The following is a 16940-nucleotide window of genomic DNA, read 5'->3' as shown; positions in this document are numbered from 1 at the left end:
GTTCGGCCCGCGCTTGTCGAAGGGCCGCACGTCCTCTCGAACAAGGACGGTGCTTCGACAAGCTCAGCACGAACGGGGTTGGGGACCTGATGAGGATGGAGAGGTAGAGTGCAACTGACCCCGCAGGCGCGGATCGACGACTTCACCGCCCGGGGCTGGTGGGGCGACCTGACGCTCGACGACTGGATGCAGCGCAACCGGGGCGAGGTGCCCGAACGGCTGGCGCTGGTCGATCCGATGAACCGCGCCGAACTGGACGGCGGCGCGGTGCGGCGCTTCACCTGGGGCGAACTGGGCGAGGAAGTCGATCGCGTCGCCGCCGCGCTGCTCGGCATCGGGCTTGGGAAGGACGATGTCCTGACCTACCAGCTGCCCAACATCAGCGAGACGGTGGTGCTGGCGCTGGCCTGTTCGCGGATCGGGGTCGTCATCTCGCCGGTGGTGATGCCGTATCGCGCGCACGAACTGGGCTATGTCGTCGATACGGTGAAGCCCAGGGCAATCGTCACGCTGGCGCGCTTCGCCGGGCACGATCACGCCGCGATGGCGCTGGCGACGGGGGTCGAGCATGTCCTGATCCACGGCGGCGGCGCGCCCGACGGTACGATCGATTTCGACGCGCGCATCGCGAGCGCGGACCCGGTCGAGGCCGCCGCCTATCACGATGCCCGGCCGATCCGGCCGGCTGAGGTGTTCACGATCTTCTGGACGTCGGGCACCGAGGCGCGGCCGAAGGGCGTGCCGCGCGACATGAACCACTGGATCGTCAACGGCGAGATGGTGGCGGAGGCTGCCGACATCCGCGAGGGCGAGGTGCTGCTCAACCCCTTCCCGCTGGTCAACATCGGGTCGTTCGGGCTGGTGACGCCGTGGCTGATGCACCGCGGCACATTGGTGCTGCACCACCCGTTCGACCTGAAGGTCTATCTGGCGCAGATCGCCGCCGAACGGGTGAACTACACGATCGCCGCGCCGGCGATCCTCAACGCGCTGCTCAAGACGCCAGGGCTGATGGACGCGTGCGACCTGTCGTCGCTGCGGGCGATCGGATCGGGATCGGCGCCGCTCAGCCCGTGGATGATCGAGGGGTTTGCGAAGGACCACGGGATCGAGGTGTGCAACATCTACGGGTCGAACGAGGGCGCATCGCTGTTCAGCGACGCCCGGCAGGTGCCCGACCATCACGATCGCGCGCGCTATTTTCCGCGCATGGGCGTCGAGGGGATCGACTGGCCGGACAGCCGATCGAACGCGATGATCTCGACCCGGCTGGTCGATCTCGACAGCGAGGAGGACATCACCGAACCCGGCCGGCCCGGCGAGCTGCGGTTCCAGGGTGCGGCGACGTTCGGCGGATATTGGAACAACCCTGGGACGACCGCGAACGCGTTCGACGCGCAGGGCTATTATCGCACCGGTGACCTGTTCGAGATCGCGGGTGAGGGCGAGACGCCCCGCTTCTACCGCTTCGTCGGGCGCTGCAAGGACATCATCGTGCGCGGCGGCGTGAACATCTCGCCCGCCGAGATCGACGACCTGCTCGCCGGCCATCCGATGGTCAGGGAAGCCGCCGTGGTCGGTGTGCCTGACGAGCGGCTGGGCGAGCGGATGTGCGCGGCGGTGGTTCCGGTCGATGGTGCCGCCCCGGCGCTGGGTGATATCGCCGGCTGGCTGGAGGAGCAGGGACTAGCGCGGTTCAAGCTGCCCGAACAGCTGGTCACGGTCGATGCCCTCCCGCGCAACGCGATGAACAAGGTGTCGCGCCGTCACCTGCGCGAACAGGTGCTGGAGATGATCGGTTGAGCCACGCCGATCGCTTCGCGGCGGTGATCGCGGCGTGGAATGCGGGGGACATCGACGGCGCGCTCGCCGGCATGGCCGACGATGTGGTCTGGCACGTGGCGGTCGGCGCGTTTCCACCGCTGATGGGCAAGGCGGCGGTGCGTGCCTTCCTGGAGCAGCTGCGCGGCGACATGGCGGAAACGCGCTGGCGCATCCTGCACCATGCCGAAAGCGGCGACCGGTTGTTTGCGGAAGGCGTGGACGCCTATACCCGCACCGACGGCACCGTGGTGGCGATGCCCTATGCCGCGGTGATCGAGTTTCGCGGCGAGCTGATCGCCGCGTGGCGCGACTATATCGATACCCGGCGGATGGAGCGGCTGCGCGGCGGCGATTCGGCGCCGGCATGGCTGGCGGCGCTCTCTGGCTGAACCTTGCCGGACCTAGTCGAAACGGGTCGACAGCACCGTCACCGCCTCACCGCACTGGTCGCAGGTGATCCGGGGCTCCAGCCGGTTTCCGCAGGGGCGGTGGGTGATGATCTGCGGCGGCCCCGCCGTGCCCGCCAGCCAGCGATCGCCCCAGCGGATCAACTCGAGGATCAGCGGGAACAGGTCGAGCCCCTCGGGCGTCAACGCATATTCGAACCGCTCGGGCCGCTCCTGATAGCGGCGGCGGTCGAGCACGCCGAGATCGACCAGCCGCGCGAGGCGTTCCGACAGGATGTTGGGCGCAACGCCGAGCTCGGCCTGCAGCGCGTTGAAGCGGCGCTTGCCGGTGAAGGCGGAGGCGATCGTCTGCGCGGTCCAGCGATCGCCGAGCACCTCGATCGCGCGTTCGAGCATCTTTTCCTCAGGCGCGAGTTCGCCGCGTTCGACGGTCGAGCGGCGCTGCGCGCGCGGCCGGGCGGGGGGCTCCAGCCCGGCGCCGGGGCCGTCGGCCGCCGACACGTCGCGGGCGGCGACCTGCTCGCCACAGCAGGCGCAGCGCAGTTCGGGGGTGAATTCGCGCCCACAATTGTGGCGGATGCGGTGCGCGCCGACCTGGGGATCGGGAAACCAGCGCTTTTCCCAGCGGATGATCATCAGCGCCGCGCCGAACAGGTCGGTGCCCATTTCGGTGAGGCGATATTCGTCGCGCGGGGGGCGTTCCTGATAGCGCTGGCGACGCAGCACCCCGCTCGCCTCCAGCCGCCGCAGGCGGTCGGTCAGCAGGCTGCGTGCCAGGCCGATGCGCGCCTGGAACTCGTCGAACCGCCGCACCCGCGTGAACGCGAGATAGAGGATCATCAGCGTCCAGCGATCGCCCAGGATGTCGAGCGCGCGGCGCGCGGAGTTCGACGCCAGCCGGTGCCCGGTCCGCTCTCCCGAGATCGCGATATCTTCCGCCATTGCGACGACCCTAGCCGATCGCTCGCGCCATGAAAGCGTCGAATCGGGAAAAGTTCGGGCGGCATGCGGGGCGGAGTCGCCCCCGGTCATCACCCGGGCGAGCGTCCGGTCGCGGCGAGCAATTTCGCAGGAAGACCAGCGCCCGGATCAGCGCCGGATATACCTGAAATACCAGACCTCATGCCCCTTGCGTCGCGCCTTGCGTTCGTAGCGGGTTTCGGGCCAGTCGGCGGGGCGGGTCAGGAAGTCCGACGCCTCGCGCGCCTGCCACAGGAAATCCCGGCGGCGGTTCATCACCATCATGGCGTGGGCACAATAGGTCGGATCGTCGGTGCCCAGCCGGAACTCGGCGCCGGGCTTGAGCTTGGCGGCGATCAGATCGAGCGGACCGTCGTTGACCATGCGGCGCTTGGCATGGCGCGGCTTGGGCCAGGGATCGGGGTGGAGCAGGTACAGCCGGTCGAGGCTGGCATCGGGCAGCCGGTCGAGCACATCGATCGCATTGCCCATGTGCAGGCGGACGTTGTCGAGGCGCTCGTTGCGGATGTGCAGAAGCGCGCCGACCACGCCGTTCAGGAACGGCTCGCAGCCGATGAAGCCGTGGCCCGGCCGCATCGCCGCCTGCCCCGCCAGGTGCTCGCCTGCGCCGAAGCCGATCTCGAACTCGAGCGGAACGTCGCGACCGAACAGCGTCGTCGCGTCGAGGGCGCCGCTGTCGGGCACCGACACGCGCGGCAACAGGTCCTCGAGAAGCTCGGCCTGACCGGCGCGCAGCTTGTGGCCGGCGCGGCGGCCATAGAGTTGGCGGTGGCTGGCGGGATCGACCATGGCGAGCGCCGATAGGCCCGCGTTCGCGTCGCCGCAACCGCCGGGCGCCTCGCTGGTTGTTACGGCGGCGCATCGTCTCGTCCGTCCGGGGCGTCCCGCGCTTGCCCACCCGACGATGGCGCGCGCAGAGAAATTTCCTGATGCTAGGCGGCTAGCGAAATTTTCTGGCGCCAGATGCCTTTTTTCCGCAGGAACCCGGCGAAAGTTCGTCGGGAGCCATGGTGAAGAAGAAAAATCTGTCGGATCATCTCGAGATGATCTCGGCCCGCAATCGCGGGCAAGCCGAATATATCCAGGCGGTCACAGAGGTGCTGCACAGCATCTGGCCGCATATCGAGCGCAACCCGCGCTACGCCGAACACGGTCTGATCGAACGGCTGGTGGAACCGGAACGGATCATCATCTTTCGGGTGCCCTGGGTCGATGACCGGGGCGAGACGCAGGTCAACCGCGGCTACCGCGTCCAGCACAATTCGGCGATCGGGCCGTACAAGGGCGGAATCCGCTTCCACCCCACCGTCGATCTGTCGGTCCTGAAATTCCTGGCGTTCGAACAGACGTTCAAGAACGCGCTGACGACCTTGCCGATGGGCGGCGGAAAGGGCGGCAGCGATTTCGACCCCAAGGCGAAAAGCCCGGGCGAGGTTATGCGGTTCTGCCAGGCGTTCGCGTCAGAGCTGTTCCGTCATGTGGGATCGGACACGGACGTGCCGGCCGGCGACATCGGCGTGGGCGCGCGGGAGGTCGGATTCATGGCCGGTATGGTCAAGAAGCTCAGCAACCGGTCGGACTGTGTGTTCACCGGCAAGGGGATGAGTTTCGGCGGCTCGCTGATCCGGCCGGAGGCGACCGGCTATGGCACCGTCTATTTCGCGCAGGAGATGCTCCTGCGCTCGGGGCGCTCGCTGGAGGGGCTGCGGGTCGCCGTCTCGGGCTCGGGAAATGTCGCGCAATATGCGATCGAGAAGGCGATGGAACTGGGCGCGATCGTCGTCACCGTTTCCGATTCAAGCGGGACGGTGATCGAACCCGACGGGTTCACGGCGGAAAAGCTGGCGATCCTTCAGGACGTGAAGAACAATCATTATGGCCGCGTCAGCGACTATTCCGAGCGCACCGGTGCACGATTCGAGGCCGGCGCGACGCCCTGGGCGGTGCCGTGCGATGTCGCGCTGCCGTGCGCCACACAGAACGAACTGGACGGGGCCGCAGCCCGCACGCTGATCGGGAACGGCGTGATCTGCGTGGCCGAAGGCGCCAACATGCCTTCGACAGCGGAAGCGGTCGAAGCCTTCGAGGGGGCGGGGGTCCTGTTCGGGCCGGGCAAGGCGACCAATGCCGGCGGCGTGGCGACATCGGGTCTGGAAATGAGCCAGAACGCGATGCGGCTGTCGTGGCCGCGCGAGGAAGTCGATGCACGCCTGCTGGAAATCATGCGCGGCATCCACAATGGCTGCCTGAGCTATGGCGAGCGCGCGGACGGCAGCGTCAGCTATGTCGACGGCGCCAACATCGCCGGGTTCGTCAAGGTCGCCGACGCGATGCTGGCGCAGGGCGTTATCTGAGCGGCAGGCGGCGTCCGCCCCGCTGGGCGGACGCCGCCGAAAACGCCAAACGCAAGCCGCCGTCAGCCGGCAAGCGCGGCCTTGAGATCATCGACCAGGTCGGTGCGTTCCCACGGGAAATGATCGCCCTCCGCCTTGCGGCCGAAATGGCCGTAGGCTGCGGTCTTCGCATAGATCGGCTTGTTGAGGCCGAGATGCGTGCGGATGCCGCGCGGGGTGAGGCCGCCGAGCTTGTCGATGCGACCGATCGCCGCCTCGATCGCGTCGTCGCCGACGGTGCCGGTGCCGTGCGTGTCGACGTAGAGCGACAGCGGCTTCGACACGCCGATCGCATAGGCGAGCTGGATCGTGCAGCGCTGGGCGAGGCCGGCGGCGACGATATTCTTTGCCAGGTAACGCGTGATGTAGGCGGCCGAGCGATCGACCTTGGTCGGATCCTTGCCGCTGAACGCGCCGCCGCCGTGGGGGGCCGCACCGCCATAGGTGTCGACGATGATCTTGCGGCCGGTCAGGCCGGCGTCGCCGTCCGGCCCGCCGATCTCGAAGCTGCCGGTCGGGTTGATGTGGTAGACGGTCTCGTCGCCCAGCAGGTCGGCCGGGATCACGCGGGCGATCACGGATTTCACATAGGCGTGGAGCTCGGCTTCCTTGTCGCCCTGGTCATAACCCGGCGCATGCTGGGTCGACACGACGATCGCGGTGGCGGCAACGGCCTTGCTGCCTTCGTAGCGCAGCGTGACCTGGCTCTTGGTGTCGGGTTCGAGGAACGGCGCGGCGCCCGAATGGCGATCGGCGGCCATCGCCTCCAGAATCTTGTGGCTGTAGTCGAGCGTCGCCGGCATCAGATCGGGCGTGTCGTTGGCGGCATAGCCGAACATGATGCCCTGATCGCCGGCGCCCTCGTCCTTGTTGCCCGACGCGTCAACGCCCTGCGCGATATGCGCCGACTGCGGGTGAAGGTTGTTTTCGAACCGCAGCGTCTTCCAGTGGAAGCCGTCCTGCTCGTAGCCGATGCGCTTCACGGTATCGCGGACGGCCTTCTCGACCTCCTCGCGCACGCCCTCGGCCCAGTTGCCGGCCTCGTCCATGATGCCGCGCCCGCGGATTTCACCAGCGAGCACGACCAGTTGGGTGGTGGTCAGCGTTTCGCAGGCGATGCGCGCCTCGGGGTCCTTCGACAGGAACAGATCGACGATGGCGTCGGAAATCTGGTCGGCGACCTTGTCGGGATGGCCTTCGGAAACCGATTCGGACGTGAAGAGATAGCTGGAACGCATGGTTTTCCTCGAGAATGGGGCGAGGGAAAGCATAGGGCCGTTGCCATGCCCTTCGATATAAAGCTTTCCTTATATCGCCCCTAGGCGCGCGGTCCTCTCGCGTCAACGCCGCCGGCGGACCACTAGCGCGCCGGCGAGCAGCAGCAGCGCGACGATCGCCGCCGCCCAGTTGCCGATCCGCGAGAACAGAGTCGGCGGAGCGGCGGGCGGCAAAGGCACCTCGATTGCGCCGGCCGTGTGGCGGGGCACGGTGGCGACCAGCCGGCCGTCGGCGCCGATCACCGCCGAGATGCCGTTGGGCGTCGAGCGGGCTACCGGCAGCCCTTCCTCGATCGCGCGCATCCGAGCCTGCGCCAGATGCTGGGGCGGACCCCAGCTGCCGAACCAGGCATCGTTCGACGGGTTGAAGATCAGCGCCGGGCGCTTCGCCGGATCGACCACCTGGCCGGAGAAGATGATTTCGTAACAGACCTGCATGCCGATATCGCCGAACGGCGCGACAGGGAGCGAGCGCGGGCCGGGGCCGTCGGCGAAATCTATCTCGCCCGCCACCAGTCGCGACAGGCCGAGCGGTTCGAGGATCGTGCGCATCGGCAGATACTCGCCATAAGGCACCAGATGCGCCTTGTCGTAACGGCCGGCGAGGCGTGCGTTAGGGCGGACGACGAAGATCGAATTGCCGGCTTCATCGATCACGCCGTCCTTGTCGAACATCAGCGCGGTGCCGCCGACCAGCGCGGCATCGCGCGGGCCGAGCAGCCGGGCGATCACGCCGCGCGTCGCGACCGGCGAGCCGCGCCAGTAGGCATAGGGCGGATAGCCGTCCTCCAGATAGGGATCGACCGCGCCTTCGGGCCACAGCAGCAGGCGCGGTGCGGAGCCGGGCGTGCCCGACAGCCCCGCGAGCGTCAGCAGCACGTGGCGGCCGTGCGCGGGCGTCACATCGACGACCTGGTCGATGTTGGGCTGGACGACGCGAAGGCGCGGCGCATCGGCGGCGACGGTCGGCGGCGCGGTGCGGTAGCTCATCATGGCCAGCGGCACCGGCGCGATCACCGCGAGGCTCGCGAGGATGAGCGGCAGCGGGCGGCGCGGCACGAGCAGCAGCAGCGCGGCGGCCGCGACCGTCAGGCCCGACAGCGCATAGGTGCCGATCCAGGCGGCGAGGCCGGCGATCGGCTGCACCGGCACCCAGGTGACCGAGAGCGGGTTCCAGGCATAGCCGGTGAATAGTGTCGAGCGCAGCCATTCGCCCGCGATCCATGCGGCGCCCGCGACCAGCGCGAAGGCGAGGCCGGGCCGGGTGATCCGGTCGCCGCGGCTGCGCGGACTCGCGAGGCGCCAGAGCAGCCCGGCGGCGATCGCGGGATAGACGGCGAGGTAGAACGCCAGGCCGACGACCGCGCCATATCCCAGCACCGGCGGCATCTTGTCCTGATAGTCGAAGGCGTGCTGGATCCAGTTGTTGTTGACCGTGAAATGGCCCACGCCGAACAGCCAGCCGGCGAGCAGCGCGCGTTTCAGGTCGGGCGCATCGTGCACCAGCCGCAGCCACAGCGCGACCGCGACGATCGTCAGCGGCACCAGTTCCAGCGGGGCGAACCCGGTGGCGGCGATGGCGCCGAGCAGGATGGGAAGCACGAAACGCATCGCATGCGCTATGGGTCGGCGACGATCGATTGTCACCAGCCCTGTCGCCGGTGTATCAGGCGGGCATGACGCTGCGCCCCTTCCACCTCGCCTTTCCGGTCCACGATCTCGCCGCCGCGCGGGACTTCTACGGGCGCGTGATGGGATGTGCGGAGGGGCGGTCTTCGGACCAGTGGATCGATTTCGACTTCTACGGCCACCAGATCGTCACGCATCTCGATCCGGCGGCGCAGCCGGTCGCGGTTGAGAACGCGGTCGACGGGCACCATGTGCCGGTACCGCATTTCGGCATCGTGCTGACGATGGCGGACTGGCAGTCGCTGGCCGACCGGCTGACGGCGGCCGGCACGATGTTCGGCATCGCGCCCTATATCCGTTTCAGGGGCGAGCCGGGCGAGCAGGCGACGATGTTCTTTCGCGATCCGTCGGGGAACGCGCTTGAATTCAAGGCGTTCGCCGATGATTCGATGCTGTTCGCAACCGAAAAGGCCGCCTGATGACCGATCCCGTCGAACTCGACATCGCCCACAGTCTGGGACGCGAGGCGGCAAAGGCGCGGATCGCCGGGGGCATCGGCAGGCTGGAGAGCTATATCCCCGGCGGCAAGGTGACCGAGCATCGCTGGGACGGCGACCGGCTGCACTTCACCGTTGCCGCGATGGGCCAGCGCGCGGCGACCACGCTCGACGTGCTGGAGGACAAGGTTCACCTGAAGGTCGAACTGCCGCCGTTCCTGGCGATGTTCGCGGGCAAGATCAGGGACGTGCTGGGCCGCGAGGGGCCGAAGCTGCTGAAGTGAGCCCTACGCCGTTTGCCCTGAGTCTGTCGAAGGGCTGCCCCTCTTCGCGCCGCAAGCTGTGAGCCGAAGAAAAGGACAGGGCTTCGACAGGCTCAGCCCGAACGGGTTCTGGACGCCTCCCACTTTTCCCGGATGACATCCGATGTCTCGCGGCTGCCGTCGTGGCTCCAGCCGGGTTCGCGCCAGACATAGCCGAGCTTCGATCCCCAGGGCGCCGCCCATACGTCCTTGGCGATGCCGATCCATTCGTGGAACGCCGCCCAGATCAGGTTGAAGCTGCCGAGGTTGCGGACGATACCGTAGCGGGGGCGCTCCTCGTCGACCTCGGGCGTGTAGGTGCCGAACATCCGGTCCCACACGATAAATACCCCGGCATAGTTGCGGTCGAGATAGCGCGGGTTGGTTGCGTGGTGCACGCGGTGGTGCGACGGCGTGTTCATCACCGCCTCGACCCAGCGTGGCATGCGACCCACCGTCTCCGTGTGGATCCAGAACTGGTACACGAGGTTCAGCCCGGCCACGAAGAAGACCATGGCCGGCGGAAAGCCGATCAGGAACAGGGGCAGGCGGAACAGGAAGGCGAGGCTGACGAAGCCGGTCCACGTCTGCCGCAGCGCGGTCGACAGGTTATAGTGCTGGCTGGAATGGTGGACGACGTGGCTCGCCCAGAACCAGCGCACGCGGTGCGCCGTCCGGTGGAACCAGTAATAGGCAAGATCGTCGAGGACGAAGGCGAGCACGAACGCCCACCACGCCCAGCCGATGTCGAACAGCCGATACTGGTGGATCCAGACGGCGAGCGCGAAGACGAGGCCCGCCGACAGCACGCCCGCGATGGTGCTGCCGAGCCCGAGCGCGAGCGAGGTCAGCGTGTCGCGCGGGCAGAAACGGCTGCGATCGCGGAAGCGCGCGACGACCATCTCCGCCATCACCAGGAGCACGAAGGCAGGGATGGCGAGCGTCACGGGGTTGGGCAGCGCGGGCACGGTCCGTCTGTACGCCGCGCGGGGTGAGTCGGGAAGCCGGGCCCGACGGATGGGCGCCGCGATCAGAAGATGCCGAGAAACTTCTTGCGCTGTTCCTTCCGCTCGCCCTTGGAGCGTGACCCGTCCTCCGACGTGGCGGTAGTTCCGCGTCCGACGTCGTCGCGCGGCTTGCCGCCGGCGGTGCGCTGTGCCGCGGCGCGGGCGCCGGTGAGCACGGGGCCGCAATCCGCCGCCTTGGCGTCACCGATATCGACGAAGGCGAGCACGCCCGCCAGCGGCGAGGCGACGGCGGCAAGGCCCAGGCCGGCACCGGCACGGCCGAGCAGTTCGGGGCTGATGACATTGACGCCGGGCGCCGCGAAGGTGCCGTTCACCCCGACCGGCGACTGGCCGGCGAACAGGCTGAACTTCTTGGAATCAGCGCGGAAGGCGAGGTCGAGCGTTTCGTTGCGGAACGAAAACCCGCCGCGCCCGAGCATCACGCTCTTGCTCGTATCGATCAGGATCGGGTCGGCCGCCGCGATCCCGCGACGCACGGTGAACCCGATCAGGCCGCAGTTTATCCGTACCGGTTCCTTCAGCTTCCCCTCGAACATCTTCTGCGCGAAGGTGCCGAGATCGAGTTCGGAAAGCTGGACGTTGCGGGTCCAGAACGTCCCCTTGGGCAGGACGAAGGCGATGCGCCCGGCCGAACTTGCCAGCGTCTCGTGGATCGTGTCGCCGCGCCCCTCCAGCCGGATGCGGCCCTTGACCATGCCCGAGGTGCCCGACTGTTCGACGCCCCAGCCCGCCAGGAGTGTGCCGAGCGGGGTCGGCGCGAGGCGGATGTCGTAGCTGGCGGCGGTGGGGCGCTGGCGGGTGTCGAACACCAGGTCCGACGCGACGTTGCCGCGCGCCATCGCGAAGCTGAACGGCGACAGTTCCAACCGCCCGCGATCGAGATCGAGCGTCAGGTCGACGCTGGAGATCGGCACGCTCCTCGACCGGACGTCACGGATCGTCCATTTCACCTTCGCGTCGAACACCTGCATTGATTCGACGGGGAACGTGGCATCCGGCAGCACGCGGGCCGGTCCCGCGCCGGTTTCGGCAGCGGCGGCGACCGCGCCCTTCGCCGCCACGGTATCGGGGTTGTAGCCGATGAACGGCGCGGCATCGACGATGTCGAGCGCGCGGGTCGCGAGGTCCGCCGTCATCAGCAGCCGGTCGCCGCTCGCGTCGGCGGCGAACTTGCCGGCGAGGTCGCTGTTGCCGAATCGCCCCTGCAGGCCGGTGAAGGTGTAGACGTCGCCCGATTTCACCAGATTGGCGGATGCGCGGTAATCGCGGGTATCGGGCAGGACGACGCCGATGATGCCGAGCAGCGTCGCCAGGTTAGCGCCGCGCGCCGTCGTCCTGAGCGGGACATTCTCGATGTCGGCAAGGCTGGGCAGCGTGCCGGCGACGGTGATGTCGTTGCCCGCCGCGCGGGCGGCGAGCCGTAGCTGGTTGCGCCCGCCGCCCGCGGTGTCGTTGGGCGACAGCAGCGCGCCGGTGACGGTGAACGGCGTGTCGCGCACCGCCCCGTTTCCGGCAAAGCGCACCGCATCGGCGATCCGGTTGCCGTCCGAACGCACCGTCTGGAATTTCAGGTCGGCCAGCAGGCGCAACTGCGGGTCGCGGTAGCGCAGCGTGGTGCCGGCAAGCACCGCTCGATCGATGATCGGCAGTTCGACGGGATCGCCCTTCCTCTCGCCGAACGTCCAGGTGTTGCGGCGATCTTCATTCCATTCGAGATCGATCGCGGCGTTCCTGAGATCGAGGAAACGCGCGTGATAGCGGCCAAAGACCAGCGACAGGGGCCGGATGCGGGTGTGGACCGAATCGGCCGCGAACAGGTTGGGCCGGCTAGCCCAGCCGGGGTTGGAGACCGAGATGCGTTCCGCGACGAATTTCAGGTCGAAGGGATCGAAGTAGAGCTGGAAGTCGCCGTCGACGCGGACCTGGCGATCGGTCAGCGTGCCGGCGACCGATTCGAAGCTGGGGCGCAGGAACCGCCCCTTGGTGACGTAGAGCACGCCCCAGGTGAGCACCGCCAGACCGAGGATCGTCGCCAGCACCGACACCGCGACCGCCAGCGGGGTGCGAATCGGCAGGTGTGGTGGCGGAGGCGCGGTCGTGTCGGGCATGGAACGGCGTCAATGTGCCGGCCGCCCCGCTGGTTCCCGCCCCGCGTGGTTGCATTTGCGCGGGGGGTTCGCTAGGGGCGCCCACTTCCGCGATTTGCATAACGGAACCGCCTGGCCAGTGTGGGCTGCCAAGGCTGTTCGAAAATCGCCCGATGTGAAAGGACGAAAATGCCCAAGCTCAAGACCAAGAGTGGGGTGAAGAAGCGCTTCAAGTTCACCGCCACCGGCAAGGTCAAGCACGGTGTCGCGGGCAAGCGCCACCGCCTGATCTCGCACAACGCGAAGTACATCCGCCAGAACCGGGGCACGTCCGTGCTCGCCGACGCCGACGTGGCGCACGTGCGCCAGTGGGCGCCGTACGGCCTGCGCTAAGGGAGGCCCTGAGACATGGCACGAGTGAAACGTGGCACGACCACGAAGCTGAAGCACAAGCGGATTCTGGATCAGGCGAAGGGCTATCGCGGCCGTCGCAAGAACACGATCCGCGTCGCGCGCCAGGCCGTCGAAAAGGCCGGCCAGTACGCTTATCGCGACCGCAAGGTTAAGAAGCGCACGTTCCGCGGCCTGTGGATCCAGCGCATCAACGCCGGCGTCCGCGCCGAAGGCCTGACCTATTCGCAGTTCATGCACGGGCTGAAGCTCGCCGGCATCGAACTCGACCGGAAGGTGCTGGCCGACATCGCGATGCACGAAGGCGAGGCGTTTAGCGCCATCGTCGCGCAGGCGAAGGCGGCGTTGCCGGCACAGGCGGCCTGAGTTAGCGTCAGCTGATTCAGGCTTCGCCACGTTCGACGACGTGGCGGCCCGATCGCACTGTAGCGACGAAACCAGGGGCGTTGGCGGGTAACCGCCGGCGCCCTTTTCGTTAGCGAGCGGGGAAGCTATCGCAAGCCGCCGAACCCGGTTCGGGCTGAGCTTGTCGAAGCCCTGCACTTTCCAACCGAGCGAAGAAGGGCAGCCCTTCGACACGCTCTGGGCGAACGGAAATTTGACGAATGACCGATCTCGACCAACTCCGCACCGACCTGCTCGCATCGGTCGATGCCGCCGGCAGCCTCGATGCGCTGGATGCCGTACGCGTGCATGCGCTGGGCAAGCAGGGGGCGGTCACCGGGCTGCTCAAGACGCTGGGCGGCATGTCGCCCGAGGAGCGGCAGGCGACCGGCCCGCGCATCCATGCGCTGCGCGAGGCGGTGACCGACGCGATCGCCACCCGAAAGGCAGGGATGGAGCGCGACGTGCTCGACACGCGGCTGGCGAGCGAGACGCTCGACATGACGCTGCCGGTCGATCCGCCCGCGCCGGGCGGGGTGCATCCCGTCAGCCAGGTGATGGACGAGCTGGCGGAAATCTTCGCCGACCTCGGCTTCGCGGTGGCGACGGGTCCGGAGATCGAGGACGACTGGCATAACTTCACCGCGCTCAATATCCCGGAGACACACCCGGCGCGTGCGATGCACGATACCTTCTATCTTGCCGGCGAACATGAGCGGCCGATGGTTCTGCGGACCCATACGAGTCCTGTGCAGATCCGCACGATGATGGCGCAGAAGCCGCCGATCCGCATCATCGCGCCGGGCCGCGTCTATCGTTCGGATTCGGACGCCACCCACACACCGATGTTCCACCAGATCGAGGGGCTGGTGATCGACAAGGGCATCACCATGGGCCACCTTAAGTGGACGCTGGAGACGTTCCTGAAGGCGTTCTTCGAGCGCGACGACATCGTGCTGCGCCTGCGGCCCAGCTATTTCCCCTTCACCGAACCGTCGGCGGAGGTCGATGTCGGCTACAGCGTCGTCAACGGAAAGCGTGTCATCGGCGGGTCCGAAGGCTGGATGGAGGTGCTGGGCAGCGGGATGGTTCACCGCCGCGTGATCGCCGCCGCCGGGCTCGACCCCGATGAATGGCAGGGCTTCGCGTTCGGCACCGGGGTCGATCGCCTCGCGATGCTCAAATACGGGATGGACGATTTGCGCGCCTTCTTCGACGGCGACCTGCGCTGGCTGCGCCATTACGGCTTCTCCGCGCTCGACGTGCCCACGCTGTCGGGAGGAGTCGGGGCATGAAGTTCACGCTGAGCTGGCTCAAGGAGCATCTCGAGACGGACGCGACCGTCGATCAGGTTGCCGAGGCGCTGACCCGCATCGGTCTGGAAGTCGAAGGCATCGAAAATCCCGGCGTGGCGCTGGGCGCGTTCCGCGTCGCGAAGGTGCTGTCGGCCGAACGGCACCCGCAGGCAGACAAGCTTCAGGTGCTGTCGGTCGATGCCGGCGACGGACCCGTGCAGGTGGTGTGCGGCGCGCCCAATGCACGCGCCGGGCTGGTCGGCGTGTTCGGCCCGCCGGGCGCCTATGTGCCGGGCGCCGACATCACGCTGAAGGTCGCGGCGATCCGCGGCGTCGAATCGCGCGGGATGATGTGTTCGGCGCGCGAGCTTCAGATCGGCGAAGGGCATGAAGGGATCATCGAACTGCCCGGCGATGCACCCGTCGGCACCGCCTATCCCGACTATGTCGGGCTGAGCGATCCGGTGTTCGACGTGGCGATCACGCCCAACCGGCAGGACTGCATGGGCGTGCGCGGCATCGCGCGCGATCTGGCGGCGGCCGGACTGGGCACGCTCAGGCCGCTGGCGGAGGTCTATCGCCGCGACGCGATCGCGCCGATCGCGGGCGAAGGCGCCGGCCCCGACGTGCGGATCGACGATCCCGAAGGCTGCCCAGCCTTCTACGCACAGGCGGTGTCGGGCGTCGTGAACGGTTCATCGCCCGAATGGATGCGGCGTTACCTGACCGCGATCGGGCAGAAGCCGATCTCGGTACTGGTCGACATCACCAATTTCGTGTCGGTCGATCTCGGGCGGCCGCTCCACGTCTACGACCGCGCGAAGCTGGCTGGACCGCTCGTCGCGCGCAGGGCGAAGGCGGACGAGCAGGTGCTGGCGCTTAACGGCAAGACCTACACGCTGGCCGAGGGAATGACCGTCATCGCCGATGACGCCCAGGTGCACGATATCGGCGGCATCATGGGCGGCGAGGATTCGGGCGTGTCCGACACGACCATCGATGTGCTGATCGAATGCGCCTATTTCACGCCCGAGGCGATCGCGCGGACCGGGCAGAAGCTGGCGCTGACCAGCGACGCGCGCCAGCGGTTTGAGCGGGGGGTCGATCCGGCGTTCCTGGAGGACGGGTTGGCCATCGCGACCGGGCTGGTGCTCGATCATTGCGGCGGGACGGCGAGCGGAATCACCCGCGCAGGCAGTGCGCCGAACGAGCGGCGCATCCTGGGCTATGACCCGACGCTGGCCGAGACGCTGGGCGGGCTGGCGGTGGCGCCGGCGCGGCAGCAGGCGATCCTGGAGAGCCTTGGCTTCACGGTCGCGCCGCTCGACGCCAACGGCGATCCGGTGGAGGTGGAGGCCGCATTCGACGCCTTCCGCGTGACCGTGCCGACGTGGCGGCGCGACATCGACGGGCCGGAGGATCTGGTCGAGGAAGTGATCCGTATAGAAGGGCTGGACAAGGTGCCCTCGATGCCGCTGCCGCGCGCGCCCGGCGTCGCCCGGCCGACCGCGACGCCGGTTCAGTTGCTGGAGCGCAAGCTTCGCCGCACCGCCGCCGCGCGCGGCCTGGCCGAGGCGGTGACGTGGAGCTTCATCAGCGAAACCGAGGCGGCAGCGTTCGGCGGCGGCGCATGGACGCTCGCCAACCCGATCAGCGAGGACATGAAGGTCATGCGCACCTCGCTGCTGCCCGGCCTGCTCGCGGCGGCCGAGCGCAACGCGAAGCGCGGTGCGGACAGCATCCGGCTGTTCGAGATCGGCCGGCGCTATCTGGCGGACGGAGAGCGCCTGACGCTGGGCGTGGTGCTGGCCGGCGACGCGCGACCGCGCGGCTGGGCGCAGGGCAAGGCGCGGGGCTTCGACGCGTTCGACGTCAAGGCGGAGGCGCTCGCGCTGCTCGAGGCCGCCGGCGCGCCCGTCGGCAACCTCCAGGTGATGGGCGAGGCGGGCGAGGTCTGGCACCCCGGCCAGTCGGCGACACTACGGCTGGGACCGAAGACGGTGCTGGCGGCGTTCGGTATCCTCCATCCGTCGACCGTGCGCGCGTTCGACCTGTCGGGCGATGTCGCGGCGGTCGAACTCTATCTCGACGCAATTCCGGCCAAGCGTGGGCAGCAGGGTTTCATGCGCCCGGCCTATACGCCGCCCGCACTGCAGGCGGTGACGCGCGACTTCGCCTTCCTGGTGCCGGCGGAACTGAAGGCGGGCGACCTCGTTCGCGCGATCAGGGGCGCGGACAAGGCGGCGATCGTCGATGCCCGCCTGTTCGACCGCTTCGTGAAGGAAGACCAGACCAGCCTGGCCGTCGAAGTGACGCTCCAGCCCGGAGCGAAGAGCTTCACCGACGAGGAATTGAAGGGCATCGCCGACAAGGTGGTGGCGGCGGCGGCGAAGCTGGGCGCGGTTTTGCGGGGATAGAGATCGGT

General features: G+C 68.1%; 15 protein-coding genes. 9 read left to right on the top strand and 6 right to left on the bottom strand.

The window, feature by feature from the left end:
* Window positions 1-108 precede the first annotated feature (108 nt).
* On the top strand, window positions 109-1803 hold the full coding sequence (locus VYI76_RS05040; RefSeq protein WP_326523674.1) for a class I adenylate-forming enzyme family protein: 1695 nt from the start codon (window positions 109-111) through the stop codon (window positions 1801-1803).
* Window positions 1800-2213 (top strand): nuclear transport factor 2 family protein, encoded by a 414-nt coding sequence (locus tag VYI76_RS05035; protein WP_326523673.1) that lies wholly within the window; start codon window positions 1800-1802, stop codon window positions 2211-2213. Before VYI76_RS05040 ends, VYI76_RS05035 begins: the two co-directional genes overlap by 4 nt.
* A 12-nt stretch (window positions 2214-2225) precedes the next feature.
* On the opposite strand, the gene VYI76_RS05030 is transcribed toward VYI76_RS05035, so the two are convergent.
* Window positions 2226-3173, bottom strand: coding sequence for a winged helix-turn-helix transcriptional regulator (locus tag VYI76_RS05030; RefSeq protein ID WP_326523672.1), 948 nt, complete (start codon window positions 3171-3173; stop codon window positions 2226-2228).
* Between the two features lie 147 nt (window positions 3174-3320).
* A complete protein-coding gene (gene trmB / locus VYI76_RS05025; protein ID WP_326523671.1) occupies window positions 3321-4001 on the bottom strand; it encodes a tRNA (guanine(46)-N(7))-methyltransferase TrmB in 681 nt (226 codons plus the stop codon).
* 218 nt (window positions 4002-4219) lie between these two features.
* Here trmB and gdhA point away from each other — a divergent pair, with 218 nt between their 5' ends.
* On the top strand, window positions 4220-5566 hold the full coding sequence (gene gdhA / locus VYI76_RS05020) for an NADP-specific glutamate dehydrogenase (protein WP_326523670.1): 1347 nt from the start codon (window positions 4220-4222) through the stop codon (window positions 5564-5566).
* 62 nt (window positions 5567-5628) lie between these two features.
* Here gdhA and metK read toward each other — a convergent pair whose 3' ends face one another.
* Both metK and lnt read right to left on the bottom strand, forming a co-directional pair.
* Window positions 5629-6843 carry a methionine adenosyltransferase gene (metK, locus tag VYI76_RS05015; RefSeq protein WP_326523669.1) on the bottom strand — a complete coding sequence of 405 codons (1215 nt, stop codon included), beginning with the start codon at window positions 6841-6843 and terminating at the stop codon, window positions 5629-5631.
* Between the two features lie 102 nt (window positions 6844-6945).
* Complete coding sequence (gene lnt / locus VYI76_RS05010; protein WP_326523668.1) at window positions 6946-8493, bottom strand: apolipoprotein N-acyltransferase; 1548 nt, start codon at window positions 8491-8493, stop codon at window positions 6946-6948.
* A gap of 65 nt (window positions 8494-8558) precedes the next feature.
* Here lnt and VYI76_RS05005 point away from each other — a divergent pair, with 65 nt between their 5' ends.
* Complete coding sequence (locus VYI76_RS05005) at window positions 8559-8990, top strand: VOC family protein (protein WP_326523667.1); 432 nt, start codon at window positions 8559-8561, stop codon at window positions 8988-8990.
* Window positions 8990-9292 (top strand): polyhydroxyalkanoic acid system family protein, encoded by a 303-nt coding sequence (locus VYI76_RS05000; protein ID WP_326523666.1) that lies wholly within the window; start codon window positions 8990-8992, stop codon window positions 9290-9292. The genes VYI76_RS05005 and VYI76_RS05000 overlap by 1 nt, the downstream gene beginning before the upstream one ends.
* Before the next feature lie 92 nt (window positions 9293-9384).
* Here the strand turns inward: VYI76_RS05000 and VYI76_RS04995 are convergent, their stop codons facing one another.
* Together VYI76_RS04995 and VYI76_RS04990 are read right to left on the bottom strand one after the other, a co-directional pair.
* Window positions 9385-10278, bottom strand: a complete 894-nt coding sequence (locus VYI76_RS04995; RefSeq protein WP_443018900.1) for a sterol desaturase family protein — start codon at window positions 10276-10278, stop codon at window positions 9385-9387.
* Between the two features lie 62 nt (window positions 10279-10340).
* A complete protein-coding gene (locus tag VYI76_RS04990; RefSeq protein WP_326523665.1) occupies window positions 10341-12446 on the bottom strand; it encodes an AsmA family protein in 2106 nt (701 codons plus the stop codon).
* A gap of 168 nt (window positions 12447-12614) precedes the next feature.
* Between VYI76_RS04990 and rpmI the strand changes: the two genes are divergently transcribed.
* From rpmI to pheT, 4 genes are all read left to right on the top strand, one after another.
* Window positions 12615-12818 (top strand): 50S ribosomal protein L35, encoded by a 204-nt coding sequence (rpmI, locus tag VYI76_RS04985; protein WP_056428647.1) that lies wholly within the window; start codon window positions 12615-12617, stop codon window positions 12816-12818.
* Between the two features lie 15 nt (window positions 12819-12833).
* Window positions 12834-13202, top strand: coding sequence for a 50S ribosomal protein L20 (gene rplT / locus VYI76_RS04980; RefSeq protein WP_326523664.1), 369 nt, complete (start codon window positions 12834-12836; stop codon window positions 13200-13202).
* Window positions 13203-13441: 239 nt separating this feature from the next.
* Complete coding sequence (gene pheS, locus VYI76_RS04975; protein WP_326523663.1) at window positions 13442-14515, top strand: phenylalanine--tRNA ligase subunit alpha; 1074 nt, start codon at window positions 13442-13444, stop codon at window positions 14513-14515.
* Window positions 14512-16932, top strand: coding sequence for a phenylalanine--tRNA ligase subunit beta (gene pheT / locus VYI76_RS04970; RefSeq protein ID WP_326523662.1), 2421 nt, complete (start codon window positions 14512-14514; stop codon window positions 16930-16932). Before pheS ends, pheT begins: the two co-directional genes overlap by 4 nt.
* Window positions 16933-16940 lie beyond the last annotated feature (8 nt).

This window comes from Sphingomonas sp., from assembly GCF_035910975.1.
In the GTDB taxonomy this organism is placed as follows: Bacteria; Pseudomonadota; Alphaproteobacteria; order Sphingomonadales; family Sphingomonadaceae; genus Sphingomonas.
Note: the sequence above shows the minus strand (reverse complement) of the source record. Positions and strands in the feature narration are given on the sequence as shown.

Coding starts and splice junctions, on each gene's coding strand:
- VYI76_RS05030 (WP_326523672.1), bottom strand. CDS start 3,173: ATGGCGGAAGATATCGCGATCTCGGGAGAGCGGACCGGGCACCGGCTG.
- trmB (WP_326523671.1), bottom strand. CDS start 4,001: ATGGTCGATCCCGCCAGCCACCGCCAACTCTATGGCCGCCGCGCCGGC.
- gdhA (WP_326523670.1), top strand. CDS start 4,220: ATGGTGAAGAAGAAAAATCTGTCGGATCATCTCGAGATGATCTCGGCC.
- metK (WP_326523669.1), bottom strand. CDS start 6,843: ATGCGTTCCAGCTATCTCTTCACGTCCGAATCGGTTTCCGAAGGCCAT.
- lnt (WP_326523668.1), bottom strand. CDS start 8,493: ATGCGTTTCGTGCTTCCCATCCTGCTCGGCGCCATCGCCGCCACCGGG.
- VYI76_RS05005 (WP_326523667.1), top strand. CDS start 8,559: ATGACGCTGCGCCCCTTCCACCTCGCCTTTCCGGTCCACGATCTCGCC.
- VYI76_RS05000 (WP_326523666.1), top strand. CDS start 8,990: ATGACCGATCCCGTCGAACTCGACATCGCCCACAGTCTGGGACGCGAG.
- VYI76_RS04990 (WP_326523665.1), bottom strand. CDS start 12,446: ATGCCCGACACGACCGCGCCTCCGCCACCACACCTGCCGATTCGCACC.
- rpmI (WP_056428647.1), top strand. CDS start 12,615: ATGCCCAAGCTCAAGACCAAGAGTGGGGTGAAGAAGCGCTTCAAGTTC.
- rplT (WP_326523664.1), top strand. CDS start 12,834: ATGGCACGAGTGAAACGTGGCACGACCACGAAGCTGAAGCACAAGCGG.
- pheS (WP_326523663.1), top strand. CDS start 13,442: ATGACCGATCTCGACCAACTCCGCACCGACCTGCTCGCATCGGTCGAT.
- pheT (WP_326523662.1), top strand. CDS start 14,512: ATGAAGTTCACGCTGAGCTGGCTCAAGGAGCATCTCGAGACGGACGCG.